The sequence below is a fragment of the Stenotrophomonas sp. P2112 genome, from assembly GCF_041897515.1.
Taxonomy (GTDB): Bacteria; Pseudomonadota; Gammaproteobacteria; order Xanthomonadales; family Xanthomonadaceae; genus Stenotrophomonas; species Stenotrophomonas sepilia.
The window spans coordinates 3,722,801-3,748,861 of sequence record NZ_CP169216.1 but is presented as its reverse complement, the minus strand read 5'-3'; the positions used below and the strand labels follow the sequence as shown (position 1 = coordinate 3,748,861).

Annotated in this window: 24 protein-coding genes; 19 read left to right on the top strand and 5 right to left on the bottom strand. The window is 66.6% G+C overall.

Going from position 1 to position 26,061, the window contains the following annotated elements:
- Positions 1-14 precede the first annotated feature (14 nt).
- From ACEPA4_RS17225 to ACEPA4_RS17215, 3 genes are all read right to left on the bottom strand, one after another.
- The gene (locus ACEPA4_RS17225; protein ID WP_005411085.1) at positions 15-350 is read right to left on the bottom strand and encodes a hypothetical protein; all 336 of its coding nucleotides are present in this window, start codon (positions 348-350) and stop codon (positions 15-17) included.
- 75 nt (positions 351-425) lie between these two features.
- Positions 426-686: a hypothetical protein gene (locus ACEPA4_RS17220; protein WP_065186226.1), complete on the bottom strand. Its 261-nt coding sequence runs from the start codon at positions 684-686 to the stop codon at positions 426-428.
- 198 nt (positions 687-884) lie between these two features.
- On the bottom strand, positions 885-1,337 hold the full coding sequence (locus ACEPA4_RS17215; RefSeq protein ID WP_005411083.1) for a nucleoside deaminase: 453 nt from the start codon (positions 1,335-1,337) through the stop codon (positions 885-887).
- 81 nt (positions 1,338-1,418) lie between these two features.
- On the opposite strand from ACEPA4_RS17215, the gene ubiE reads away from it, so the two are divergent.
- From ubiE to ACEPA4_RS17195, 4 genes are all read left to right on the top strand, one after another.
- Positions 1,419-2,180 (top strand): bifunctional demethylmenaquinone methyltransferase/2-methoxy-6-polyprenyl-1,4-benzoquinol methylase UbiE, encoded by a 762-nt coding sequence (ubiE, locus tag ACEPA4_RS17210; protein ID WP_005419407.1) that lies wholly within the window; start codon positions 1,419-1,421, stop codon positions 2,178-2,180.
- A 183-nt stretch (positions 2,181-2,363) separates the two neighbouring features.
- Positions 2,364-4,292 (top strand): M1 family metallopeptidase, encoded by a 1,929-nt coding sequence (locus ACEPA4_RS17205; RefSeq protein ID WP_065178031.1) that lies wholly within the window; start codon positions 2,364-2,366, stop codon positions 4,290-4,292.
- A 125-nt stretch (positions 4,293-4,417) separates the two neighbouring features.
- On the top strand, positions 4,418-5,149 hold the full coding sequence (locus ACEPA4_RS17200) for a hypothetical protein (RefSeq protein WP_005419405.1): 732 nt from the start codon (positions 4,418-4,420) through the stop codon (positions 5,147-5,149).
- The gene (locus ACEPA4_RS17195; protein ID WP_005419404.1) at positions 5,149-5,769 is read left to right on the top strand and encodes an HAD family hydrolase; all 621 of its coding nucleotides are present in this window, start codon (positions 5,149-5,151) and stop codon (positions 5,767-5,769) included. Before ACEPA4_RS17200 ends, ACEPA4_RS17195 begins: the two co-directional genes overlap by 1 nt.
- Positions 5,770-5,986: 217 nt before the next feature.
- Here the strand turns inward: ACEPA4_RS17195 and ACEPA4_RS17190 are convergent, their stop codons facing one another.
- Positions 5,987-6,925, bottom strand: coding sequence for a carbohydrate kinase family protein (locus tag ACEPA4_RS17190; RefSeq protein ID WP_005419403.1), 939 nt, complete (start codon positions 6,923-6,925; stop codon positions 5,987-5,989).
- A gap of 283 nt (positions 6,926-7,208) precedes the next feature.
- On the opposite strand from ACEPA4_RS17190, the gene ACEPA4_RS17185 reads away from it, so the two are divergent.
- The 12 genes from ACEPA4_RS17185 to ACEPA4_RS17130 all read left to right on the top strand — a co-directional run bounded on the left by ACEPA4_RS17185 (position 7,209) and on the right by ACEPA4_RS17130 (position 22,513).
- A complete protein-coding gene (locus ACEPA4_RS17185; RefSeq protein ID WP_005419402.1) occupies positions 7,209-8,255 on the top strand; it encodes a rod shape-determining protein in 1,047 nt (348 codons plus the stop codon).
- Between the two features lie 121 nt (positions 8,256-8,376).
- On the top strand, positions 8,377-9,507 hold the full coding sequence (gene mreC, locus ACEPA4_RS17180; protein WP_065178033.1) for a rod shape-determining protein MreC: 1,131 nt from the start codon (positions 8,377-8,379) through the stop codon (positions 9,505-9,507).
- Positions 9,504-9,989, top strand: a complete 486-nt coding sequence (gene mreD, locus ACEPA4_RS17175) for a rod shape-determining protein MreD (protein WP_005419400.1) — start codon at positions 9,504-9,506, stop codon at positions 9,987-9,989. Before mreC ends, mreD begins: the two co-directional genes overlap by 4 nt.
- 3 nt (positions 9,990-9,992) lie before the next feature.
- Positions 9,993-12,065, top strand: coding sequence for a penicillin-binding protein 2 (gene mrdA, locus ACEPA4_RS17170; RefSeq protein WP_065196487.1), 2,073 nt, complete (start codon positions 9,993-9,995; stop codon positions 12,063-12,065).
- The gene (rodA, locus tag ACEPA4_RS17165; RefSeq protein ID WP_139727682.1) at positions 12,062-13,174 is read left to right on the top strand and encodes a rod shape-determining protein RodA; all 1,113 of its coding nucleotides are present in this window, start codon (positions 12,062-12,064) and stop codon (positions 13,172-13,174) included. Before mrdA ends, rodA (ACEPA4_RS17165) begins: the two co-directional genes overlap by 4 nt.
- 122 nt (positions 13,175-13,296) lie before the next feature.
- On the top strand, positions 13,297-14,391 hold the full coding sequence (rodA, locus tag ACEPA4_RS17160) for a rod shape-determining protein RodA (RefSeq protein WP_065178035.1): 1,095 nt from the start codon (positions 13,297-13,299) through the stop codon (positions 14,389-14,391).
- 212 nt (positions 14,392-14,603) lie between these two features.
- Entirely contained in the window at positions 14,604-14,897 is a 294-nt protein-coding gene (locus ACEPA4_RS17155; protein ID WP_032954795.1) for a transposase, read from the top strand.
- The gene (locus ACEPA4_RS17150) at positions 14,894-15,754 is read left to right on the top strand and encodes an IS3 family transposase (RefSeq protein WP_065185370.1); all 861 of its coding nucleotides are present in this window, start codon (positions 14,894-14,896) and stop codon (positions 15,752-15,754) included. The genes ACEPA4_RS17155 and ACEPA4_RS17150 overlap by 4 nt, the downstream gene beginning before the upstream one ends.
- An 896-nt stretch (positions 15,755-16,650) precedes the next feature.
- Entirely contained in the window at positions 16,651-17,796 is a 1,146-nt protein-coding gene (gene mltB, locus ACEPA4_RS17145) for a lytic murein transglycosylase B (RefSeq protein WP_005419390.1), read from the top strand.
- The gene (locus ACEPA4_RS17140) at positions 17,793-19,064 is read left to right on the top strand and encodes a septal ring lytic transglycosylase RlpA family protein (protein ID WP_065186229.1); all 1,272 of its coding nucleotides are present in this window, start codon (positions 17,793-17,795) and stop codon (positions 19,062-19,064) included. Before mltB ends, ACEPA4_RS17140 begins: the two co-directional genes overlap by 4 nt.
- A gap of 100 nt (positions 19,065-19,164) precedes the next feature.
- On the top strand, positions 19,165-20,382 hold the full coding sequence (locus ACEPA4_RS17135; protein ID WP_065186230.1) for a D-alanyl-D-alanine carboxypeptidase family protein: 1,218 nt from the start codon (positions 19,165-19,167) through the stop codon (positions 20,380-20,382).
- 13 nt (positions 20,383-20,395) lie between these two features.
- Positions 20,396-22,513: a YadA-like family protein gene (locus ACEPA4_RS17130; RefSeq protein ID WP_196769392.1), complete on the top strand. Its 2,118-nt coding sequence runs from the start codon at positions 20,396-20,398 to the stop codon at positions 22,511-22,513.
- A 48-nt stretch (positions 22,514-22,561) separates the two neighbouring features.
- Here ACEPA4_RS17130 and ACEPA4_RS17125 read toward each other — a convergent pair whose 3' ends face one another.
- Positions 22,562-23,620 carry a lipid A deacylase LpxR family protein gene (locus tag ACEPA4_RS17125; protein WP_262089872.1) on the bottom strand — a complete coding sequence of 353 codons (1,059 nt, stop codon included), beginning with the start codon at positions 23,618-23,620 and terminating at the stop codon, positions 22,562-22,564.
- Positions 23,621-23,970: 350 nt separating this feature from the next.
- On the opposite strand from ACEPA4_RS17125, the gene ACEPA4_RS17120 reads away from it, so the two are divergent.
- Genes ACEPA4_RS17120 through lipA form a run of 3 tightly spaced genes read left to right on the top strand, consistent with a single transcriptional unit; the run spans position 23,971 to position 25,976 of the window.
- On the top strand, positions 23,971-24,249 hold the full coding sequence (locus tag ACEPA4_RS17120; RefSeq protein ID WP_065196483.1) for a YbeD family protein: 279 nt from the start codon (positions 23,971-23,973) through the stop codon (positions 24,247-24,249).
- Positions 24,237-24,947 carry a lipoyl(octanoyl) transferase LipB gene (gene lipB / locus ACEPA4_RS17115; RefSeq protein WP_065186232.1) on the top strand — a complete coding sequence of 237 codons (711 nt, stop codon included), beginning with the start codon at positions 24,237-24,239 and terminating at the stop codon, positions 24,945-24,947. Before ACEPA4_RS17120 ends, lipB begins: the two co-directional genes overlap by 13 nt.
- Before the next feature lie 18 nt (positions 24,948-24,965).
- Positions 24,966-25,976 (top strand): lipoyl synthase, encoded by a 1,011-nt coding sequence (lipA, locus tag ACEPA4_RS17110; RefSeq protein ID WP_005419370.1) that lies wholly within the window; start codon positions 24,966-24,968, stop codon positions 25,974-25,976.
- The last annotated feature ends 85 nt before the right edge of the window (positions 25,977-26,061 follow it).

Genomic DNA, 26,061 nt, shown 5'->3' with positions numbered 1-26,061 from the left:
CCGTGCAGCGCCGGTCAGGCGCGCATGCGCTGCAGTCGTGGCGCCTGCAGGCTGCGCACCGGGCTGCTCTGGTAGACGTGCTGCCAGCAACGGTCGACGAACTCACGGGCCTGGGCTTCGCTCAGCCGCGGCATGATCTGCAGGGCGTACTGGGTCTGGAACATCTCGTCACGTTCGGCCTCGCTGGCGCGCGGCTGGGTGATCAGCGAATCGCAGGCGAACTTGATCCACGGCACGTACGAGCCGAACGAGTTGTGCGGCAGTGCGCCTTCGGCATGCTGGCGGCGCCAGTGGTCAAGCTCGGCGTCTACGTTGATGACCGGAGGAATGGTGGGGACTTCAGCGTGCATGACAATCCAGTTCGGTTGAGTGGAAAGGGAGTGGGGGTTCATCGGAGTGTGGCGTATGTGGCGGTGCATGCCGCGTCAGCGGGATGTGGAGCCGGCGTGGCGATTGCCGATCAATTGCGCATGCTCGACCGCACCGAGGTCCTCGGCCATGTCGGCCATCGCATTGCACAGGCGCTCCTGGTCGAGCGGGTGGCGGCGGACCAGCTCCAGTTGCATGTGCTGATAGGCAGTCCAGAACAGCGCGCCGCGCCGGTGCAGTGCATATTGCTGCTGCAGGCGCTCGCGGATGGCATCGAGGATCGGGTCGGGCGGGGGACGTACGGCGTGCGCGCACATGGCTGGCTCCGCCGGGGAAAGGGACCCCGGTAACCCCACCCTAGGCGCCTCGGCCGGGTGGGGTGTTACCGCAGTGTATGCACGCAGCGCAGCTGACTGTGCACGGGTTCACGGCATCGGCCGCAAACGCTGCGGGCACTAGAACGTGCCCGCGCTGAAGCGTTCATTAAACGGGTTCAACGACACGTTGCACGGTGCTTATTCACCGATGTCTTCATTCCAGATCTCCGGATGCTGCGCAATGAAGCCACCCAGCAGGTCAACGCATTCCTGGCTGTCGAGGTCGATCACGTTGACACCGTTCTCGCGCAGCCAGTCGATGCCGCCCTGGAACGTGCGCGATTCGCCCACCACCACGGTGCCGATGTTGAACTGGCGCACCAGACCCGAGCAGTACCAGCACGGCGCCAGGGTGGTGACCATGATGGTGTCCTGGTAGCGGCGCTGGCGGCCGGCCTTGCGGAAGGCGTCGGTTTCGCCGTGCACCGATGGGTCGCCTTCCTGCACGCGGCGGTTGTGGCCGCAGCCGAGCAGGCGGCCGTCGTTGTGGTACAGCGCCGCGCCGATCGGCACGCCGCCCTCGGCCAGGCCCTGGCGGGCTTCGGCGATGGCGGTCTGCAGCAGGGCCTGGTAGTCGGGCGTGGTGATCATGCGGGGGCTCCGGTCAGTCGTGGCCCGCCATGATACGGGCAGGGGGTGCCGCTGGCCCCCGGCGGTGCGATAATCGGGGCCATGAGCGAATCCCCCTACAAAGCCGGTACCACCCATTTCGGGTTCCGCGACGTCGCCGCCAAGGACAAGCAGAAGCTGGTCGGCCAGGTGTTCACCTCGGTCGCGCGCAACTACGACCTGATGAACGACCTGATGAGCCTGGGCGTGCACCGGGCGTGGAAGCGCTACTACGTGGCGACCGCGCAGGTGAAGCCGGGCGACCGCGTGCTCGATCTGGCCGGCGGCACCGGCGACATCGCCGCCCTGCTGAAGGAACGCGTCGGCGCCGAGGGCTCGGTGGTGCTGGGCGACATCAACGCCGGCATGCTGTCGGTCGGCCGCGACCGCCTGACCAACCGCGGCCTGGTGCTTGGCCTGGACTACGTGCAGTGCAACGCCGAAGCCCTGCCGTTCCCGGACAACAGCTTCGACCTGGTCACCATTGCCTTCGGCCTGCGCAACGTGACCGACAAGGACGCCGGCCTGCGCGAGATGTACCGCGTGCTGAAGGTGGGCGGCCAGGCCCGCGTGCTGGAGTTCTCCGAAGTCACTGCCGACTGGTTCAAGCCGATCTACGACTTCCACTCGTTCAAGATCCTGCCCAGGCTGGGCAAGTTGTTCGCCAACGATTCGGACAGCTACCAGTACCTGGCCGAGAGCATCCGCAAGCATCCGCCGCAGGACGAACTGAAGGCGATGATGGGGCAGGCCGGCTTCGAGCGCTGCCACTACAAGAACCTGACCGGCGGCATCGTCTCGATCCACTCCGGCTACAAGCTGTAGGCCCGGTGTTCCGGTAGTGCCGGCCGCTGGCCGGCACCTGCGCGGGCAACCACCGGGCGACGGGGTTGCCGGCCAGCGGCCGGCACTACCGGCGCTGTGCCCGCCATTACCCCGCACCGCGCAACGCCTGCCGGGCCCGAGGGAGGTACCATTGGGGTTTGATCCCCGTAACGGTCCCGATTCATGCGTAATCCGCTGATGCTCCTTCCGCTGGCCGTGGCCCTGGCCGCCGGCTGCTCCCAGGAGGCGGCCGCGCCCGCCGCCGCCCCGACTGCCGCAAAGGCCCCTGCCGCCCCCGTGAACGCCGAGAACCGCAGCCACGACGAGAGCTCGTACGCCGAGCCGGACAAGGTCGTCATCAAGGACATCGCGCTGGATCTGAAGCTGGACTTCGACCAGAAGCAGATCGGCGGTACCGCCACCTACACCCTGGAATGGAAACAGAAGGACGCCAGGCAGCTGGTGCTCGACACCCGCGAGCTGACCGTGTCCAAGGTCGAGGCCGTTGCCGCCGACGGCGCGCGCAGCCCGCTGAAGTTCGAACTGGCCCCGGCCGACAAGGTGTTCGGCAGCAAGCTGACCATCGAGGCTGCGGAGCAGCCGGCCAAGGTGGAAGTGACCTACCACACCGCACCGACCGCCTCGGGCCTGCAGTGGCTGGCGCCGTCGATGACCGAGGGCAAGAAGCTGCCCTTCATGTTCAGCCAGTCGCAGGCCATCCATGCCCGTTCCTGGGTGCCGCTGCAGGATACCCCGAGCGTGCGCTTCACCTACAGCGCGCACGTGGTCTCGCGCCCGGACGTGATGGTGCTGATGAGCGCCGACAACGATCCGAAGGCCGCGCGTGATGGTGACTACACCTTCAAGATGCCGCAGCCGATTCCGTCCTACCTGCTGGCCATCGCCGCCGGCGACCTGGTGTTCGAGCCGATCTCCGGCCGCTCCGGCGTCTGGGCCGAGCCGACCATGGTCAACAAGGCCGCCAAGGAATTCGAAGACACCGAGAAGATGATCGGTGCCGCCGAGAAGCTGTACGGCGAATACCGCTGGGGCCGCTACGACATGCTGGTGCTGCCGCCGTCGTTCCCATTCGGTGGAATGGAGAACCCGCGCCTGACCTTCGCCACCCCGACCGTGATCGTCGGCGACAAGTCGCTGGTCTCGCTGGTCGCCCACGAACTGGCGCACAGCTGGTCGGGCAACCTGGTGACCAACGCCAGCTGGAAGGACATCTGGCTCAATGAAGGCTTCACCACCTACGTCCAGGGCCGCATCACCGAAGCTCTGTACGGCAAGGAAATGGCCGAGATGGAGAAGCAGATCGACCAGACCGACCTGCTGGCCGAAGTGAAGGACATGAGCCCGGCCGACCAGGCGCTGGCGCTGCCGCCGCTGAACGAGCGTGATCCCGACGAAGCCCTCAGCCAGGTGGCCTACGTCAAGGGTTCGTGGTTCCTGGAGTTCCTGGAACAGCGCTTCGGCCGCGAGACCTTCGATCCGTTCCTGCGTGGCTGGTTCGATGACCATGCCTTCCAGAGCGCGAACACCGACCAGTTCGTCGATTACATGAAGAAGAACCTGCTGCCGAAGAATCCGTCGGCCGTGACCGAGGCCGAACTGAAGGCATGGCTGGACGAGCCGGGTATCCCGGCGTTCGCGGCCAAGGCGCAGTCGCGCAACTTCAGCAGCGTCGATACCGCGCGCATCGCCTTCGCCAGCGCCGGCACCGTGCCGAGCAGCCAGGTCATCGCCGACTGGAGCACGCAGGAATGGGTGCGCTTCATCGATGGCCTGGGCGCGACCCAGCCGCTGGACAAGCTGGCCACGCTGGACAAGGCCTTCCACTTCACCGGCACCCCGAATGGCGAGATCGCCATGCGCTGGTACCCGCTGGCGATCCGCAGCGGCTACGAGCAGGCCAATGAAGGCGCGGCGGCATTCATCGAGCGCGTCGGCCGTCGCAAGCTGATCCTGCCGATCTACGCTGAACTGGTGAAGACCCCGAAGGGGCTGGAGCTGGCCAAGCAGGCCTTCGAAAAGGCCAAGCCGGGCTACCACCCGATCACCACCGCCTCGGTCCAGGACATGCTGGCCAAGGCTGAAGCCAAGTAAGCAGAAGCGCCGGGCATCCCCCGGCGCTTTTTTTTGTAGAGTCGAGCCATGCTCGACTGGTTTTTCAACAGCAGTCGAGCATGGCTCGACTCTACAGAAAAGCGAAAACACCAAGGACCTCCGCCATGAAACGACTGATCCTGCTCACCGCCTGCACCCTGGCGCTGGCCGCCTGCAGCAACCCCGAGGAAGAACGCAAGGCGCAGGAAGCCGCCGCAGCCGCCGTGCAGGCGCAGAAGGAGGCCAAGGCCGAAGACGTGGCCAAGCAGTACGACATGGCCGTGGCCGCGCAGGACTGGGAACGCGCGCGCCTGCACGGCGCCTCGCTGCTGGACCAGTACAAGGACACCGCCGCCGCCGAGCGCATCGCCGCGGGCTTCGACGAGGTCAAGGCCAAGGGCGATGCCGCGCGCGACCTGCGGCGCATGCAGGCGCTGTGGCAGTACAACCAGATCCCGGTGGGCAGCAAGGGCAACCAGGTTTCGGCGCAGATCTACAGCAAGGAACGGGTGGACGTGGATGGCAGCGGCGCCAAGCCGGTGCAGCTGGTGTTCCGCGATCATCCGGAGTGGAAGCGGCATGCCTACCTGGTGCTGCAGGCCGGCGATTTCCGTTGCCCGCAGTGCACGGTGAAAGTGACCGTGGACGACGGCAAGCCGGTGTCGATGGCCGCGTGGCGCCCGAAGACCGATGAAGCCATCGCCCTGTTCATCACCGATCAGAAAGCGCTGTGGAAACTGGCGCGCAAGGGCAAGTCGATCAGCATCGAGTTCCCGGTCAAGGCCGGAGGCACCCGTACGGCGGTGTTCGAGACCGGCGGCGTCGACGCCAGCCGCATGCCGCAGTGGTGGCAGTGATGGTCGCGACGGGCAGCGCGGTGCACGCGTTGTCCGCGATCCGGCACTGGGTGTTCGACATGGACGGCACGCTGACTGTAGCCGTGCATGATTTCGCCGCGATCCGCCGCGCACTGGAGATCGCCGCCGAGGAAGACATCCTCGACCATATCGCGGCGTTGCCGGATGCACCGGCGCAGGCCAAGCGTGAGTGGTTGCTGGATCACGAGCGCGCGCTGGCCGAGGACGCGCTGCCGGCGCCGGGTGCGGTGAAGCTGCTGCGCGCGCTGGCGGCGGCTGGCTGCCGGCTGGGCATCCTGACCCGCAATGATCATGCGCTGGCGAAGCTGACGCTGGAGGCGATCGGGGTCGGGGCGTTGTTCGACGATGCCGACATCATTGGTCGCGATGAAGCGGTGCCCAAGCCCTCGCCGGAGGGCCTGCAGCAGCATCTGCGGCGATGGGGCATCGGGCCTGCGCAGGCGGTGATGGTGGGTGACCACGCCTACGACCTGGAGTGCGGCCGTGCGGCCGGCACGCATACCGTGCTGGTCAACCTGCCAGAGAACCCTTGGCCGGGCCGCGCCGACTGGCATTTCGCCGATTGCCGCGCGCTGCTGGCCGCCTGGCAGGCCGCATGACCGGCGCGCGCAAGCCGAGCATGGGCTCGGCTCTACAGAGAGCAGGCAACGTGTCGGTCGGAAGTTCCGGTAGTGCCGGCCGCTGGCCGGCAGTGTCGACCCAGGTCGACACCTACCCACAGCATTCCCAGCAGCGCATCGGATGCAAAGCCCCCTTGTTGTTCAAGGGGGCGCGCCGAAGGCGCGGGGATAAGGTGGAATGCGCGGGCAGTTCGGCTTACGCGCCCAGCGCGTAACCGAACTGCTGCTTGAACTGCTCGTTGAACTCATCGAAGGTGAAACGCTGGTTCTGCGTGCCCGGATGCTCGACCTTCAGTGCGCCCATCAGGTTGCCCATGCGGCCGATGGTCAGCCAGTCGTAGCCCTTCTGGATGCCGTAGATCAGGCCTGCGCGGAAGGCGTCGCCACAGCCGGTCGGGTCGACCACGCGGCGCTCGTGCGCCGGCGGGATGTCGTAGCTCTTTTCCGGAGTGTGGATGACCGCGCCCTTCGGGCCACGGGTGGTGATGTAGGCCTTGACCCGGCTGACGATCTCCTTCTCGTCCCAGCCGGTGCGCTCCTGCAGCAGGTTCGACTCGTAGTCGTTCACCACCACGTAGTCGGCCTGCTCGATGAAGGCGCGCAGTTCCGGGCCGTTGAACAGCGGCATGGCCTGGCCCGGGTCGAAGATGAACGGGATGCCGTCTTCGTGGAATTCCTGCGCGTTCTGGATCATGCCTTCGCGGCCGTCCGGGCCGACCAGGCCCAGGGTGACGCCCGGCACCCCACGCACGTGGTTCTCGTAGGAACGCATCATCGCGCCCGGGTGGAAGGCGGTGATCTGGTTGTTGTCGTGGTCGGTGGTGATGAATGCCTGCGGGGTGAACAGCTCATCGATCACGCGCACGCGCGACAGGTCGATGCCCAGGCCTTCGAAGTATTCGCGGTACGGGCCGAAGTCCGAGCCCACGGTGCCCATCGGGATCGGCTGGCCGCCCAGCAGGTGCAGGTTGTAGGCGATGTTGCCTGCGCAGCCGCCGAACTCGCGGCGCATGCGCGGCACCAGGAAGGACACGTTCAGGATGTGCACCTTGTCCGGCAGGATGTGATTCTTGAACTGGTCCGGGAACACCATGATGGTGTCGAAGGCAAGAGAACCACAGATCAGAGCGGACATCGATGTAAGCCTATGCGGTGAATTTTGGGGTGGGCCGGCCCGGTTCAGCGGGCAAGCAAACGGCGCCCTTGGGCGCCCGACGGCGCAAAGGTTACCCGCTGGTGCCGCTCAGGGCCAGAACCGGGTGAGACCCGATCAGGCCGAAAGCCTGTGAAGACGCGGGTTCAGCTAGTTTTTTCCTTGCTCGGCGGCAGGCGGGTTGCTAGGCTTGTCGGCCTCGATTTCTGCCCATTTTTTCGCCATCCCGCGGCGGGCACGACACCCCTCAGGACTCCTTCCTCAGATGTTCAAGAAACTCCGTGGCATGTTCTCCAACGACCTGTCCATCGACCTGGGCACGGCCAACACCCTCATCTACGTGCGCGGGCAGGGGATCGTGCTGAACGAGCCGTCGGTCGTGGCCGTGCGCCAGGACCGTGCCATCGGTGGCACCCGCTCGGTGGCAGCCGTCGGCGCCGAAGCCAAGCAGATGCTGGGCCGTACCCCGGGCCACATCACCACCATCCGCCCGATGAAGGACGGCGTCATCGCCGACTTCACCTATACCGAGGCGATGCTCAAGCACTTCATCAAGAAGGTGCACAAGTCGCGCGTGCTGCGCCCGAGCCCGCGCGTCCTGGTCTGCGTGCCGGCCGGCTCGACCCAGGTCGAGCGCCGCGCGATCAAGGAATCGGCCGAGGAAGCCGGTGCCCGTGACGTGTTCCTGATCGAAGAACCGATGGCCGCCGCGATCGGCGCCGGCATGCCGGTCACCGAAGCCCGTGGCTCGATGGTCATCGACATCGGCGGTGGCACCACCGAAGTGGCGGTCATCTCGCTCAACGGCATCGTCTATTCGGCCTCGGTCCGCATCGGCGGCGACCGCTTCGACGAGTCCATCACCAACTACGTGCGCCGCAACCACGGCATGCTGATCGGTGAAGCCACCGCCGAGCGCATCAAGGTCGAGCTGGGCTGCGCCTACCCGCAGGCGGAAGTGATCGAGATGGAAATCTCCGGCCGCAACCTCGCCGAGGGCGTGCCGAAGATGATCAAGATCAGCTCCAACGAAGTGCTCGAGGCCCTGCACGAACCGCTGTCGGGCATCGTCAGCGCGGTCAAGCTGGCGCTGGAGCAGACCCCGCCGGAACTGTGCGCCGACGTCGCCGAGCGCGGCATCGTGCTGACCGGTGGTGGCGCCCTGCTGCGCGACCTGGACCGCCTGATCTCCGAGGAGACCGGCCTGCACGTGCAGGTGGCCGACGACCCGCTGACCTGCGTGGCGCGCGGTGGCGGTCGTGCGCTGGAGTTGGTGGACATGCACGGCAACGAGTTCTTTGCGCCGGAATAAGCCGTCCCGGCCGTTCCTGCCCGCCGCGCCCTTCCGGGGTGCGGCCCGCCGTGATGGCGGGCCGGCACCGGCGGGGCGCCCGCGTGTTTCCCTTCCGCCTTCTGCCAGTTGAATCGTTGCCGTGCCGCCCTACGCCGGTCCTCCCGTCGCCTCCCGATCCGGTGATGCCGCCAGCCCCCTGCGGTTGCTGGCCTATCTCGCGTTGGCCATCACCCTGATCGTGCTCGATGACCAGGCTGGCTGGCTGGCACGCCTGCGCGAGCAGGCCAACAGCCTGGTACAGCCGGTGTGGGCACTGGCTGGCCTGCCCGGCAAGCTCGGCAACCAGGTCAAGGATTCCGCCGCCAGCCATACACAGCTGGTCACCGAAAACCGTGAACTGCGCAACCAGCTGCTGCTGGCCAACGCGCGCCTGACTCGCCTGCAGACCGCCGCGCTGGACAACGCCCAGCTGCGCGAACTGCTGAACGTGGCCGAGCGCAGTGGCCTGGACGTGCAGCTGGCGCCGATCCTGGACATCGACCTGGACCCGGTGAAGCAGCGCCTGGTGCTCGACGCAGGCAGCCGCGAGGGCGTGCACGTCGGCCAGGCGGTGATCGACGCCGGCGGCTTGATGGGGCAGGTGATCAGCGTCACCGGTGGCACCTCCACCGTGCTGCTGCTGACCGATCCCGACCACGCGGTGCCGGTCACCGTGGCCCGTAACGGCGTGCGCCTGATCGTCTATGGCCGCGGCGACACACTGGAACTCCGCGACATCCCGCTCAGCGCCGGCGTGGAAGTGGGCGATGAGATCGTCACCTCCGGCCTCGGCGGGCGCTTCCCGGCCGGCTTCCCGGTCGGCACCATCACCGGCCTGCGCCCGGACGACACCCACGCCTTCCTGGTCGGCGAACTGAAGCCGGCGGCCCAGCTCGACCGCGGCCGCGACGTGCTGCTGCTGCGCCCGGGCGCGGCGATCCGCATTCCGCCGGAGCTGCGCCTGCAGCTGGAAGAAACCGCCCCGGGGGGCCCGGCCACCGGCGCCAGCGTGTCTGCGGGAGCCGCGCCAGCGGCAACGACGCCAGCTCCGGTCAGCTCCCCGGTAGCGCCGGTCGCTGGCCGGCAACAGCCCTCGTCGCAGACGAGGACTGTTGCCCCCGCATCCTCCCTTAACCCCGCGCCTCAACAAGAGGGGGGCTCTCCCCCAGCTGGATCCACGGTAGTGCCGGCCGCTGGTCGGCAACCGACCACGCCGGAGGCCCAGCGATGAGCCGCCTGCGCGACAACCCGTGGGTGCTGCCGGCCAGCCTGGTGGTGGCGCTGCTGCTGGGCCTGCTGCCGCTGCCGGCGCTGCTGCAGCCGCTGCGCCCGTACTGGCTGGCGCTGGTGCTGGCGTACTGGGTGATCGAAGCTCCTGAGCGCGTCGGCCTGGGCATCGCCTTTGCCAGCGGCGTGGTGGCCGACCTGCTGTACGGCGGCGTGCTGGGCGAACAGGCACTGCGGCTGGTAATGCTGGCCTTCATCCTGCAGCGCTTCCGTGCCCGCATCCGCTTCTTCCCGATGTCCCAGCAGATGCTGGCCATCGGCGGCCTGCTGTTCAACGATCGCATCGTCAGCGCGCTGGTCCACATCGTGGTGGATGAGCCGACCCTGCCCTGGTCGTACTGGTGGGCGCCTCTGCTGGGCATGGGCCTGTGGCCGCTGGTGTTCGTGCTGCTGGACGCGGTGCGCTTCGGCAAGCGCGGGCGCTGAGCCATGATCCCGCGCCGCCAGGTCAAGAACCCGCACGCCGAAGCCGAACAGTTCCGCCGCCGTGCGGCGCTGGGTTTCCTGGGCGTGCTGGTCTGCCTGCTGGGCCTGGGCGGCTGGTACTTCAAGCTGCAGGTGCTGGACCACGACGTGTACGCCACGCGCTCGGAAGCCAACCGCATCAAGCCGCGGCCGGTGGTGCCAGGGCGCGGCATGATCTACGACCGCAACGGTCGCCTGCTGGCCGAAAACGTGCCGGCCTTCCGCCTGGACGTCACTCCGGACAAGGTCAAGGACATGGATGCCACCCTGGAAGGGCTGGCGAAGATCATCAGCATCAGCCCGGAAGAGCTGGAAGCATTCAACAGGTCGCGCAAGGCGCGCCGCAAGTTCCTGCCGGTCACGCTGAAGCTGCGCATGAGCGACGAGGAGATGGCGCGCTTTGCCGTCGACCGCTGGCGTTTCCCGGGGGTCGAGCTGGAACCCTACCTGACCCGGCGCTATCCCTATGGCGATCTGTTCGCGCACATCATCGGCTACGTCGGCCGCGTTGATGACAAGGATCTGGAGATCCTCGGCGAAGGCAATGCCGCGCTGACCCACATCGGCAAGTCCGGCCTGGAACGCTATTACGAGCAGCAGCTGCGCGGCAAGGTCGGCTACGAGCAGGTCGAGACCAACGTGCAGGGTCGCGCGATCCGCACCATCGGCCGCGTCGCCGCGCAGTCCGGTGCCGACCTGCGGCTGTCGATCGACGCCGACCTGCAGCGCGCGATGGTGGCCGCGTTCGGCGACCAGGAGGGTTCGGCGGTGGCGATGGATCCGCGCACTGGCGAAGTGCTGGCGATGGTCAGCCTGCCGTCCTACGACCCCAACCTGTTCGTCAACGGCATTTCCCATGCCGACTTCAAGGCCTTGAACGAAAACCCGTCGCGGCCACAGTTCAACCGCCTGGTGCTCGGTGGCGTCGCTCCCGGTTCCACGCTGAAGCCGCTGATCGGCCTGGCGGGACTGGACTCCGGCGTGCGCCGCCCGGAAGACAAGGTGCTCTCCACCGGCATGTTCTACCTGCCGGGCACCTCGCGCGGCTGGGGTGACGCCCACCGTGGCGGCCACGGCTGGACTGATCTGCGCAAGTCCATCGCGGAGTCGGTCAACACCTATTACTACAAGCTGGCGCTGGACCTGGGCATCGAGCGCTTCGACCATTACATGGAGTACTACGGCTTCGGCCAGCCGACCGGCATCGACCTCACCGGCGAGATCGGCGGCATCCTGCCGTCGCCCGCCTACAAGCGGAAGAGCCGCAAGGAAGCCTGGTATCCCGGCGATACGGTCAACATCAGCATCGGCCAGGGTGACTGGAAGGTCACCCCGCTGCAGCTGGCGCGCGGCGTCAGCGGCCTGGCCGACGGCCAGCTGCGCACCCCGCACCTGGTGATCCAGCAGCGCGAAGGCTTCGACAGCGACTGGACGGCGATGCCGCCCGGCGAGAGCAAGCCGGTCAGCCCCAATCCCAACAACGTGCAGGCCGTGCGCGAGGGCATGATGGCAACCATGCGGCCCGGCGGCAGCGGCTGGCGCGTGGCCGTCGGTGCGCCGTACGTGATGGCCGGCAAGACCGGTACCGCACAGGTCATCAGCCGCAAGGGCACCGCCGCCGTGAATCCGAAGAGCCTGCCGATGCATCTGCGTCACCGCGCACTGTTCGTCGGCTTTGCGCCGGCGGACAGCCCGGTCATCGCAATTGCGGTGGCAGTGGAAGGTGGTGGCTATGGTGGTTCGGCCGCGGCACCGATCGCACGCAAGGTGTTCGACGCTTACCTGTTGGGCAAGATGCCCGAAGGCATGCAGCCGCTGGACAGCGAGCGCGGCACCACCGCCATCGGCGCCACCGCGTTCGACAACGAAGACGCGGGCGCGCGCCAGGCCGGTGACCTCGCCGCTGCACAGGTGGGAGAGCATCCGGTGCTGATTGGTGCACCCGCACCCGAGCCGGCGCCTGCGCCGCAGCCGGGTGCGCCGGCCGCCGCGCTGCCAGCCACGCCGCGCCCGGCCCCTGCGGAGCCTGCACGATGAGAGTGTTCCTGCGCTGGGCCGGCGACATGCTGCGCCGCTTTTTCAGCACGCTGGACTGGGTGCTGTGCCTGGCCCTGGGCGCGCTGATGGTGATTGGCCTGGCGACCCTGAAGAGCGCTGGTGGCGACAGCCTGGTGATGGCGCAGGGCGCGCGTTTCGCGGTGGGCATGGCCGCACTGTGGGGCATCTCGCGGGTGCCGATCCTGCGCATCCGCTCGGCCACGCCGATGATCTACGCGATCTCGATGATCCCGCTGCTGGCGGTGTTCGTGCTGGGCACCGGTAAATATGGCCGGCAGTGGCTGGACCTGAAATTCTTCTACCTGCAGCCGGCCGAGCTGCTGAAGGTGAGCCTGCCGATGATGGTGGCGTGGTACCTGCACAAGATGCCGCTGCCGCCGCGCTTCAGTACCGTGCTCGTGGCCTTGATCATCATCGGCGTACCCACCGGCCTGGTGATGCTGCAGCCGGACTTCGGTACTGGCGTGCTGATCGCCGCCAGCGGCGTGTTCGTGCTGCTGCTGGCGGGCCTGCCGTGGTGGTGGGTTGGGCTGGGCGTGGGCGGTGTGGCTGCGGTCGCGCCGGTGGCCTGGTTCTGGTTGCTGCGGCCGTACCAGAAGGACCGCATCATGATGTTCCTGGACCCGGAGATGGACGCGCTTGGCGCCGGCTGGAACATCATCCAGTCGAAGATCGCCATCGGTTCCGGCGGCTTCGATGGCAAGGGCTGGGGCGAAGGCTCGCAGTCGCACCTGAACTTCATTCCCGAGCAGACCACCGACTTCGCGTTCTCGGTGCTGAGCGAGGAATTCGGCTGGATCGGCGTGGCCACCGTGCTGGCGCTGTACCTGGTGGTGATCGGGCGTTGCCTGTGGATCGCCAGCCAGTCACGCGATTCCTATTCGCGCCTGCTGGCGGGTGCCACCGGCCTGGCGTTCTTCGTCTACGTGCTGGTGAATGGCGGGATGATTTCCGGCCTGCTGCCGGTGGTAGGCGTGCCGATGCCGCTGATCAGCTACGGTGGTACTTCGGCGGTGTCGCTGCTGGCCGGTTTCGGGCTGGTGATGGCGGTGCGCAGCCACAATCCAGTGCACGGCGGCTACGGTTGAGTCCGGCGTCGGGGTCAGATCCCTTTTTCCACAGGAAAAAGGGATCTGACCCCGCAGCTCGGCTACGGAGAGCAGGAGCACCCTGACAGCTTCACGCAAGCCCCCGTTGCTACCGTGCCCGCGTGAAATGGAAACGACTGCCTGGCGGCTGCCGTGAGGCGCTGCGCACGATCGATCTGCCGTTGCTGGGCGCGTTGTTGATCCTGATGGGCGCCGGCCTGGCGGTGCTGCACAGCGTGTCCGGCCCGGTGGCCGGGCAGGCGGCACGCTTTGCCGGTGGCCTGTTGGCGATGTGGCTGCTGTCGCGTGTTTCGCTGCTGCGATTGCGTGCGTGGACCCCTGCGATCTACGCGCTGTCGATGCTGCCGCTGATGGCGGTGTACGTCATCGGCACCGGCAAGTACGGGCAGCGCTGGCTGAACCTCGGCGTGTTCTACCTGCAGCCGTCCGAGCTGCTCAAGCTCAGCCTGCCGCTGATGATGGCGTGGTACCTGCATCGGCAACCACTGCCGCCCTCGCCGCGCACGGTATTGACCGCCGCGCTGCTGATCGGCGTGCCGGCGGTGTTGATCCTCATGCAGCCCAACCTCGGCACCGCCACGTTGGTCACTGCCAGTGGCGTGTTCGCGTTGTTGCTGGCTGGCTTGCACTGGGGCTGGTTGGCGACCGGGGCGGCAGGGCTGGCAGTGGCTGCACCCCTGGCGTGGTTCGGCTTGCTGCGGCAATACCAGAAGGATCGTGTGCTGACCTTCCTCGACCCGGCGGCCGACCCGCTTGGTACCGGCTGGAACATCCTGCAATCGCGCATCGCGATCGGTTCCGGGGGCTGGCAAGGACGTGGCTGGGGGCAGGGCACACAGGCCACGCTCGATTTCCTGCCCGAGTACACCACCGACTTTGCGTTCTCGGTGCTGGCCGAAGAGTTTGGCTGGATCGGCGTGGCGACGCTGTTCGCGCTGTACCTGTTCGTGGTGGGGCGTTGCCTGTGGATTGCGGTGCACGCGCGCGACACGCACGCGCGATTGCTGGCCGGTAGCCTGGGGCTGGCGTTCTTCGTCTACGTGCTGGTGAACGGCGGAATGATTTCCGGCCTGCTGCCGGTGGTGGGCATTCCGATGCCGCTGATCAGTTATGGCGGGACCTCGGCGGTTTCGCTGTTGGCCGGCATCGGGCTGGTGATGGCGGTACGCGGGCATCGGCCCGTGCACGGGGGATAGCGTTTCCAGCCAACGGCGCAGCCCCCTCGTGGGTGGTGTCTGGGTGGTCGCGGAAAGCAGAAGCGGCGGGTGGGCCGGTCGGGTTGGGTACGCGGGGGACGCCGTGAATCCGTCCCTGGAGGCTTGGCAGCCGCATCCATGCGGCTGACTGATCTGGCCCCCCGTCAGCGGACGCCAAGAAGCGATACTTTGATCGCACTTGGAGGTCCCTTATGTCCCGTATCACCCGTCGTAGCTATACCGATGAGTTCAAGCACCAAGCCGTGGAGTTGGCCGAGTCGCTCGGGCCTGCCGCAGCAGCCCGTCAGCTGGAGATGTCGGTCAAGACGCTGGCAAATTGGCTTGACGCGGTCCGTGCTGGCCGGTCTCTGACCTCTGAGGCTCGCAGGCCAACCACCGACCTGGAAAGCGAGATCAGCCGCCTTCGGGCCGAGAACGCCAATCTGAAGATGGAGCGGGAAATCCTAAAAAAAGCGGCGGCGTTCTTTGCCAGAGAGTCCAAGTGAGGTACGCCTTCGTCGCCAGTCAAAGGACTCACTACCCGACCAGGTTGTTGTGTCGGGTTCTTGGGGTTTCTGTCTCTGGATTCCATGATTACCTGCGTCGGCAATGTGCCCAAGCGTGCGATGCCGATTCGGCCCTGCGTACCGAGCTTCGGGCCATTCATGTGACCAGCAAGCGCAGTTATGGGCGACGTCGGCTGGTCAGGGCCTTACGAGCCAGGAATCATCCAGTCGGCCACAAGCGCGTGGCACGGTTAATGGCCGAGGAGCGAATCCAGGGCAAGACCAAAGGCCGATTCCGACCCAAGTCCTCCGGCGGCTCATCTCAGCTCGCCCCCAACCTGCTGGATCGGCAATTTGCCCCCGGAACCGGACCGACGGCGTGGGTCGGGGATATCACGTATGTCCCCACCCGCCAGGGATGGCTGCATCTGGCCGTGGTCATCAGCGTCCAGACCCGGCAGGTGCTGGGCTACAGCGTTTCCAAGCGTCTGACTGAAGAGCTGGTGGTGAAAGCATTTGCCAATGCCTGGGCTCTGCATCCACAACGACCCGGCCTGATCTTCCATTCAGATCGTGGTGGGCAGTACTGGGGGAACGAGTTTCGCCAGCTGCTGCAGTCCCATGACGTGGTCCAAAGCATGAGCCGGCCTGGCAATTGCTGGGACAACGCGGTGGCCGAGAGCTTCTTTGCGACGCTCAAGACAGAAGAGGCTGCCGAGCCTTACGCCAGTAGGGAACAAGCCAGCCAGTGCATCGCTGCTTACATCCACGGCTTCTACAATCCAGCCCGGCTACACTCGGCGCTGGGCTACCACTCGCCTAACAACTACGCCCGGCAGCTCCGGGCTGCCGCCTGAAACGGCTTCATGGCGTCCGTTTTCAGGGGGCCAGATCAGACACCCCCGCGTACCCAACCCGACCGCCCTCTGACAGATTTTGGCGGTCTGCCACCCACGGAGAAGCAAGAGAAAATCAAAAGCGGGTCACGGCGCTGCGCTTGCTCGTGAGCCGAGCATGGCTCGGCTCCGCACAAGGCAATGAAGCGACCCGCCAAACCGCTTTTGCTTTTGATCTTCTCTTTTCTTCTCCGTGGGTGAACGCGCCCGAAAACTGTCAGCGGCCGGGTGGGTGGGCAGTGCGGGGTGTCCGCGGCATGGATGCCGCGGCCAAGCCCCCATGGATGGGTTCACGGCGTCCCCGCACTGCCCACCCACCCGGTCAGCTCTCAGCAATCCGGCTTTCTGCGACCACCCAGACACCACCCACGAGGGGCTGCGCCGTTGGCCGGAGACTTCCTGGCGCTGCGCAATGCCCGTTGTGGAAGCGTTCTCACAACAATGCGACGCAACACGCTCTCCGACCAAAGTCCGCGAAAAACGTTATCTGGTTCACATTTTTACACTGCGTTGATCTTGATCAATGGACTTGTCGTAATCGGCCTGCACAATGGCGGCCCGTTCGGCACGGCGCGCCGTCAATCGATGCAGCGCGAGGGGGCGTCGGGCGGGAGCAGTACTGATCCAACGGGTACAGGGAGCGCGGGGAACTGCCACTGGGGAGCGGCAGCCGCGCAGGTACCGACCGGATCCGGTCGCCGGTTGCGTCTGCGGGGATGGGGACGCAACCGGCCACCTCTATCTGAATGGGGAAGCTTGATCACGACGTCTTCACATTTCCCGCTGAACGCGGGCAAATCGTTGTGATTCATGGTGTTAGGGGTTTTAATTCATCCATGACCTGCTAACCTGCGACGATGATTCGACGCACTCTGGCCTGCATGCTCACCCTCGGCCTGGTCGCCTGCGCGACCCAGCCGAAGTCCCCACCGTCTTCGCCCCAGGCCAGCAGTACGCCGCGCCAGCCCGCCACCAAGGCCCACGGCCCGGCCGAAGCCGCTCCCGAAGCGGCCGCTGCTACAGCGCCGCCGGTCGATCTCACTCCGGTGCCGTTCGAGGTCGCACGGGCCCGCTTTGTTGCCGATACGGCCAAGCGCTATGGGCTGAAGCCGGAGCAGATCAGCAGCGTGCTCGATCAGGCGCAGGTGCGCCAGCCGATCATCGCCGCCATGTCGCGCCCGGCCGAACGGGTCAAACCGTGGAACGAATACCGGCCGATGTTCATCAGCAAGGCACGCATTGATGGCGGCCGCGCGTTCCTGGCCCAGCATCGTGCCGAACTGGATCGCGTGCAGCAGCGCACCGGCGTGCCGGCCGAAGTGATCGTGGCGATCATCGGCGTGGAGACCAGTTACGGGAAAAATGCCGGCAATCACCGCGTGCTCGATGCGCTGTACACGCTGGCGTTCTACTACCCGCGCAGTGGCGACCCGGCCAAGCTGGAACGCGAAGTGCGCCGCGAGCTGTTCTTCCGCGATGAGCTGGCCAAGCTGTTCGAGCTGGGCCGTGAGGAAAAGCTGGACATCACCACGCTCAAGGGCAGCTATGCCGGTGCGATGGGCATGGGCCAGTTCATGCCGTCCAGCTATCTCGATTACGCCGTGGACGGTAATGGCGATGGCCGTCGCGACCTGTTCACCAGCTACGACGATGTGTTCTCGTCCATCGCCAATTATTTCGTGAAGAAGGGCGGCTGGGTCCGTGGTGGCCAGGTGGCCGTACCGGCCACGCTGGCGCCGGGTCGCGAGGAGTTCAACCCGACCGAATGGATGCCGACCTGGTCGCTGGCCGACCTGGCGCAGCGCGGCTACCAGCCCAGCGCTGCGGTGCAGCCGGGCGCCACCGCAACGCCGATCACGCTTGAGGGCAGCACCGGCAAGCAGTACTGGCTGGGCTTCCAGAATTACTACGCGATCACCCGCTACAACCTCTCGAAGATGTACGCGATGGCCGTGTTCCAGTTGTCGCAGGCCATCGCCGGACAGGAGCTGCCCCCGGCATGAACATCAGATGGCTGGTCCCGAGCTTGATCGTCCTCGCGCTGGCTGCCTGCAGCAGTGCGCCGAAGAAGCCGGCCACGACCGGCCACGGTGGCAAGCCCAGCGGCACGGTGGTGCAGGGTCGCGGCTCGCGCCCGGCGCATTGCCCGGAGGGCTCGCCCTATGCTGCGGCCAAGGAAGACCCGAACACGCGCGGCAACTACACCGCCGGGGGGCTGTACAAGCCAGGCGTGCGTGACAGCACCCCGGACTACATTCCCAACGTCGCCTGCATTCCCGAGCCGGAAGTGACCGCCGAAGAGCGTTCGGCCATCGGCAACAAGTCGCCGTACGTGGTGCTGGGCAAGTCGTACAAGGTGCTCGACGACACCCGCAACTATGTCGAGCGCGGTACGGCCTCGTACTACGGCGCCAAGTTCCACGGCCGCCTGACCTCCAACCGCGAGGTCTACGACATGTACCAGTTCACCGCCGCGCACAAGACGCTGCCGCTGCCCAGCTTCGCCCGCGTCACCAACCTGGACAACGGCGAGTCGGTGATCGTGCGCGTCAACGACCGTGGCCCGTTCCATGATGGCCGCGTGGTCGACCTCAGTTATGCCGCCGCGGTGCGGCTGGGCATCACCCAGCGCGGTACCGGCAACGTGGAAGTGCGTGCGCTGCAACCGGGCGAGAGCAACCTGCTGGCCCAAAAGCCGTCGCGCCGCGAGCGCCGTGCCGCCGAAACGGCTGTCGCGGCGGCCAGTACGCGCCCGGTAACGGCTGCGCGTGCCACCGCCGACAGCGACATTGATCGCCTGGTCAAGCGCCTGCCGGCCGACGCCATGCCTGCGCGTGGCCAGCCGGCCACCATCCAGGGCGTGGCCAGCGCCGTGCCGGACGTGGCGGTCAGCAGCCTGCCGCCGAGCGCACCGCCGGCGCGCAGCGCCCCTGTGGCACCGGTTGCCGTCGCCAGCGCCGCGCCGCGCGCGGTCACGCCGGCGCCGGCGCGTACAACGCCGGCCACACCGACCGCCCCCAGCCTGTCGCAGCAGGTAGTGGGCGCGGTGATGGTGCAGGTCGCCAGCTTCTCCAGCCGCGACAATGCCAACCGCGCAATGGGCCAGCTCAACGCCGCCGGCATCGTCGGCGCGACCATCAGCGACATCGCCGCCGGTGGCCGCACCCTGTTCCGCCTGCGCGTTCCCGCCAGCGACCATGCCAGTGCCGCGGAACTTGTCGGCCGCATTGCCGGTCTGGGCCTGGGTTCGCCGCAGATCGTCAAGGATTGACCCACCCGGGCCGGTGCTGCCGGCCCATGCTGCCCCGGCCTTACAATGGCCACTACGTTCCACCCTCCATTCCTGGCCGTCCCCTGGAGCCTGCTGTCCAATGAATTTCCGTTCCGCCGCCACCGCCCTGGCCGCCACCCTGGTGGTGGGCCTGGCTTCCGCCCAGACCCCGCTGCCGACCCCGGCCACGCCGGCGCCCGCCGCCGCTGCCGCCCCGGTCACCGTTGCCACCCCGCCGGCGCCGGTGCCGAGCGTATCCAAGGCCTGGGTGCTGATGGACTACGCCACCGGCCAGGTGCTGGCCGGCGAGAACATCCACGAGCAGCTGGCCCCGGCCAGCATCACCAAGGTGATGACGTCCTACGTGATCGCCGCCGAGGTCAAGAACGGCAAGGTCCGTGCGGATGACCAGGTGATGATGAGCGAACGCGCCTGGCGCGAAGGCGGCGCGGGTACCGACGGCAGCTACAGCGGCTTCCCGGTCAACCAGACCGCACGCCTGGAAGACATGGAAAAGGGCATGGCGATCCAGTCCGGCAATGACGCCGCGATCGCCCTGGCCGAGCACGTGGCCGGCAGCGAAGAAGCCTTTGCGTCGCTGATGAACAGCTACGCCGCCAAGATCGGCATGAAGAACTCCCACTTCGTCAACGCCCACGGCCTGACCGCCGAAGGCCACCACAGCACCGCCTACGACCTGGCGCTGCTGGGCCGCGCGATGGTGCGTGATTACCCGGAAACCTACGCGTACAACAAGATCAAGGAATTCCAGGTCGGCAACATCAAGCAACCGAACCGCAACCTGCTGTTGTGGCGCGACGGCAGCGTGGACGGCATCAAGACCGGCCACACCTCCGAAGCCGGGTACTGCCTGATGAGTTCGGCGCAGCGTGGCGACCAGCGCCTGATCGCCGTGGTATTGGGGGGGGAGTCGGAAAAGCAGCGTGCCGATGACAGCCTGGCGCTGCTGAACTGGGGCTTCCGCTTCTTCGAGACCCACCGTCTGTATGAACCGGGCAAGGCCGTGGCCGAGCACAAGGTCTGGAAGGGCACCACCGACAAGGTGCAGCTGGGGGTGGCCCAGCCGATGCTGGTGAGCGTGCCGCGCGGCCGCTACAACGACCTGAAGCCGAGCATCGATGTGCCCAAGACCCTGGAAGCACCGTTCACCGCCGGCCAGAAGATCGGCACCGTGAAGGTCACCCTGGATGGCAAGGTCGTCGCCGAAGCGCCGCTGGTGGCCGTGGCCGCCGTTGAGCAGGCCGGCTTCTTCAAGCGCCTGTGGGACAGCTTCTGGATGTGGTGGGAATCGGAATGATCCACGCCCCGGCGTGGTGAACGAAAAGGCCGGCGAATGCCGGCCTTTTTCTTTGCCTGTATCGACGCTGTCGGGCCGGGTCCGGCGCGTGGAATTGGTACACGTCCGATGGGTTTGCCGGCGTGTCAGGTCGAGCATGTACGCAACAGGACTGCCGGGCACTGCGGCTTTCCGTCCCATTCCACAGGAGTACATGCCAATGACCATTCGCACGCTGATATCCGTGATTTCTCCAAAGACGCGTTGCACTGCGCGCCGCACCCCGCTGGCATTGGCGTTGGCAGGTGCCTTGATGCTGCCAGCAGCTCTGGCTGCAGCAGCGGACAGGGGGGACTGCGCCAATGAAGCAACCGATGCGGAGCGAGAGCGCTGCACCAGTGACCAGGGGGTGACGTGGTCGAGTGTGCTTGCCACCAAGGTTGAACTGGGCGATGACGCCGTAGCGGGGGGCGCGCGCGACATTGCCATCGGCAATTCAGCAAGGACGGACAGCTTACTTTCGCCGGGCACTGATTCGCCGGACTACTCGATTGCGATCGGACCCGGTGCGCAGGTCGTGGGTGGAGGATCGCTGGCTATGGGCGGGGGCGCGAGCGTGCTCGGGGCCCCAACCACCAAGATGAAGGCAGTAGCCCTGGGCAATGCCAGTACTGTTTCGGCCGAAGGTGGCGTAGCGGTGGGCTACGATGCGACCGCCAGCCACAGTAACAGCGTCGCCTTGGGAGCCGGGGCGACCACCAATGCGGCCAACACGGTATCGGTGGGCAATGGCGTTGACAACCGCCGCATCACCAACATGGCTGACGGTGTGATCGCTGCAGGCAGTGCCGATGCCATCACCGGTGCGCAGCTGTTCTCGACCAATGAGCGCGTTGGGCGGGTGGAGAGTGACATCGACACGATCAAGGACGATGCCTCGAAGCTGGGTGCCCAGGTGGGTTCGCTGGAGAGCGACGTTGGCGGATTGCAGACGCGCATGTCCGGCGCAGAAGGCTCGCTGAAGACGCTGAGTGATGACGTCGCGGGCCTTGCTGACGGCTCCTCCGGCATCGTCACCCATGATTCCGGTACGGGCGTGGTGAGCGTGGCTGCCGGCAAGGGCGGTACTGTGGTGGATTTCGCAGGCGGGGATGGCTACCGGCGCCTGAGCGGCGTGGCCAACGGCGTCAACGAAGATGACGTGGTGACCATCGCGCAGCTGCGGGCGGCTGGCGCGATTGATCCCGTCAGTGGTGAGACGCTGAGCGTGCTCACTTACGACGATGCAAGTCTGTCCCGGGCCTCGCTCGGCGGAACGGGTGGCACGGTGCTGGACAAGGTCGCCGCCGGCCAGATTGGCCAGTTCAGCATGGAAGCCGTCAATGGCAGCCAGCTGTGGCAGATGAATGCCAACTGGGAAGCCCAATGGCGACAGATGGACGACCGGCTGGGTTCGATCGAGCGTGGGATCGAGGATGGTTCCATTGGTGGCCCGGGGACCGGAAATCCCGGCACGGGCAATCCGGGTGTCTCCCCCGGTACCGGTGAGGGATCGGTGGCCATTGGCGAAGGGAGCGATGCTTCCGGCAAGGGCGCGATCGGCCTTGGCAATGGAAGCGCGGCGTCCGGCGTGGGCGCAGTGGCCGTGGGCGAGGGTAGTGTGGCCTCGGGTACGGGCTCGGTGGCCATGGGCGAAGGCGCCAGTGCGACGGGCAACAATTCGGTTGCTGTCGGTGCCGGATCTACGGCTGACCGCGACAGTGAGTTCTCGGTGGGCTCCCAAGGCAATGAGCGCGTCGTCAGCAATGTCGCGGCCGGCGTACGCCCGACCGATGCGGTGAACGTGCAGCAGATGGATGATCGTTTCAAGGCCGAGCGTGAGTACACCGATGGCCGCTTCAACGCGATGGACACGCGGCTTGACCGCATGGGGGCGATCAGCGCGGCCTATGCGGGCATGGCAATCAACACCGCCGGTTTGAGCGGCGACAACCGCGTGGGTGCGGGTGTCGGTTCGCAGAACGGGCGTTCGGCGTTGGCCGTGGGTTACCAGCGGATACTGGGCGAGAAGAAGAACGTCTCGGTGTCCTTGGGTGGCGCCTTCAGTGGTAGTGACCAGAGCGTTTCTGCCGGCGCGGGTTTCAGCTGGTAGGCACGCGAGGTGTCCGCCGGGCAACACCCGGCGGAACCGAGGCTGGGCCTACAGCGCACGGCTGATGGTGAAGCTGCCGAACACCGGCGCCTCGCGCTGGCCGTTGAATTCGCGCGTGCTGTGATAGCGCGCGGCAGCGAACTTCCAGCGGCCGTACATCACCGCCACGCCGTACCCGCCGTAGGCCACCACATGGCGCTTGTCCACGCTGTGACTGTTGCGGAAGGTGTTGCCATCCAGGGTGATATCGCGGATCACCCAGGCAGCGTCCGAGGTCGCGAACAGGTGCCAGGACCACCCACTGGCGCGGCCGCGGCGGGTCGGCGCCGTGTTCTCACCGGCCGGGCGCAACGGCGTGCTGCCGAAGTCGTCTGGCAGCTTCCAGCCAAAGCGCACTTCACCGCCGAAATTGGCCTTGGTTTCCAGGTTGCCGATCGACCCGCCGTAGTGGCTGATCGCGTCCCAACCCCAACCGTCGGCATTGACGCTGGCATCGCCCGGCCAGCGGCGCATGCGCTCATGGGTCAGCATGAACAGTGGTTCGTTGTGCAGCTGGTTGTCCCAACCCTTGAATTTTTCGTCGCCCAGCACGTCGTGCACGGCATTCTGCACCTGCTTGCCCTGTGCCCACGGACCGACCACGCCCAGTGTCAGCTGGGTGGTCTGCAGGCGGTCGCCGCTGCGCGCGTTGAAACCGAAGTTCGCGATCAGCACGCCGGCGTAAGGGCGGTCGTCCTCGATCAGGTCCCTGCGAGTGAAATCGGTCGGGGTGAAGATCCCCTGGCCGATGCTGAAGATCATGTTCTGCTGTTCGAACTTGCCCGGATGCAGCCCTTCCAGGTACCGGTTCACCCAGCGCGCCATGCGCGGCAGGCAGGGGTCGTCGGTGTAATCGACCAGATTGGGGGAAACCAGGGTCAAAAGCGCACCGTTGGTATAGCCCTGATCCTGGTGGCGGCCGCCGAACAGGTCGTTGTCGACGCGGAAATTGACCTGCGGCGGGTGGTCGCGCATGGCGTCCGGGCCACATTGTTCGGCCGCCTGGGCGGCAAGGGGGAGGGCAGAGGCCAGCAGGCCGGCGAGCCCGAGAGCTGCGACACTACGCATGGATGGAATGCTCATGGGGAAGGGGGCGGTTTTCAGTCGTTTTCTGCAACGCTACGGTACTCGTGCCCGCGCGTCGGAACGAGCACGTCCGGATCACTTGTCTGTTCCGAAAACAACATTGTCCGGCGGGCACAATTTGTTACCCGCGTACGCGCCGCAGGCCGGGCGTGAAGGCGGTCGCGGGCCGCCCGTACGATGTTCGCGTTGGTGACGGTCAGGAGATTGCAGTCAGCTGCCGTTGGGCCTCAGGCCCGTCCCTTGGGCTGCCTGCAACGCAGCAGACCGCCGGTGCGGTCCTGGCGTTGATGAATACTCTTGGGTTTGTTGCCCTGCGGCCCGATAATGGGGCCATGGAAATCAAGTCCGACAACCCCGACCACGGCTTCCAGTTCCCCGGCCAGTTCGAGCTCAGCGCCATGGGCCCGGCCAACCGCGGCCTGGAGCATGAGCTTCCCCGCCTGTTGCTGGCCGCCGGCATCGATGTGGTGAACGAACGCATCAGCTGGAAGCACTCCTCCAACGGCAAGTACGTGTCCGTCCGCATCGTGTTCAAGGCCGGGAGCCGCGAACAGTACGACCTGGCGCACCAGGCGCTGCGTGACCACCCGGAAGTGAAGTGGACGCTGTAGCCGACTCCTGCCCGGCCGAAGCCGCCCCGGAGGACCGTGCGCCGCGTCCGGCGCTGGTCCGTGACCTCGGCCGCCAGCCCTATGAACCGGTGTGGCGCGCCATGCAGCGCTTCACCGACCAGCGCAGCGACGCCGATGCCGACGAGCTGTGGGTGGTCGAGCACGATCCGGTGTTCACCCTGGGCCAGGCCGGCAAGGACGAGCATGTGCTGGCGCCGGGCGACATCCCCGTGCTGCACGTGGACCGCGGCGGCCAGGTGACCTATCACGGTCCCGGCCAGATCGTGATCTATCCGTTGCTGCGCCTGCCACGGCTGGGTATCGGTGTGCGCGACTACGTGTGTCGCATCGAGCAGGCGCTCATCGATACCCTGGCCGAGTGGAACATCGGCGCCGAACGCCGCGAGGGCGCCCCAGGCGTCTACGTCGGTGGTGCCAAGATTGCCGCACTCGGCATCCGTGTGCGCCGCGGCTGCACCTTCCATGGGCTGGCCTTCAACGTGGCCATGGACCTGGAACCCTTCCACCGCATCAATCCCTGTGGCTATCAGGGGTTGCAGGTGACCTCGGTGCTGGACTTGGGCGGCCCCTCCGGGATGGAGGCCGTCAAGCCAGTGCTGCTGGACCACCTGGCCCGCCAGTTTGGCCTGCTGCTGCAGCACACGCCCGAACTGCCCGATCTTTCTGCGGCCGCCTGACCGCCCCCCGGAACTGCCATGACTGAAACCACCGCCCGTTCCATTCCCCTGCAGATCGTGCAGGGCGATTCTCCGTCCACCGCGCCGTTGCAGGCCGGGGTCAAGCAGCTGGGCGGTGACAAGATCAACCGTTCGCCGGTGCAGTTCGCCGATGCGCCGGTACTGCGCAAGCCGTCCTGGATCCGCGTGCGCATTCCTTCGGGCAATGCCGTGCAGAACCTGAAGGCCAAGCTGCGCGAGAACCGCCTGGTGACGGTCTGCGAGGAAGCCAGCTGCCCGAACATCCATGAGTGCTTCGGCCACGGCACCGCCACCTTCATGATCCTCGGCGAGGTCTGCACCCGGCGCTGCTCGTTCTGCGACGTCGCCCACGGCCGCCCGAAGCCGCCGGATGCCAACGAACCGGCCAGCCTCGGCCAGACCGTGGCCGACATGGGCCTGAAGTACGTGGTGGTGACCAGCGTCGACCGCGATGACCTGCGCGACGGCGGTGCCCAGCACTTCGTCGACTGCATCACCGCCATCCGCGAAAAGTCGCCGGGTACCCGCATCGAAGTGCTGACCCCGGACTTCCGCGGCAAGGGCCGCATGGAACGTGCGCTGGAGATCCTGGCGCAGAACCCGCCGGATGTGTTCAACCACAACATCGAGACCGTGCCGGACCTGTACCGCAACGTGCGCCCGGGTGCGGACTACCAGTGGTCGCTGAACCTGCTGAAGAACTTCAAGGCGCAGCACCCGGACGTGCCAACCAAGAGCGGCATCATGCTGGGCCTGGGCGAGGACTTCGAACAGATCAAGGCCACGATGCGTGACCTGCGCGCGCACGATGTGGACATGATCACCATCGGACAGTACCTGCAGCCGACCGCGCACCATCACCCGGTGCTGAAGTACTGGACCCCCGACGACTACAAGGCACTGGAAGACTACGGTTACGAGCTGGGCTTCAGCCACGTGGCGTCCGGCCCGATGGTGCGCTCGTCGTACCACGCCGACGTTCAGGCCAAGGGCGCAGGGGTTTCCTGACACCCTCCCGGTGGGTGGGAGCTGCTTCTCCTGTGGGTGCGGACCGTTGGTCCGCACACCTCTGCCTGCGGTAGAGCCGAGCCCA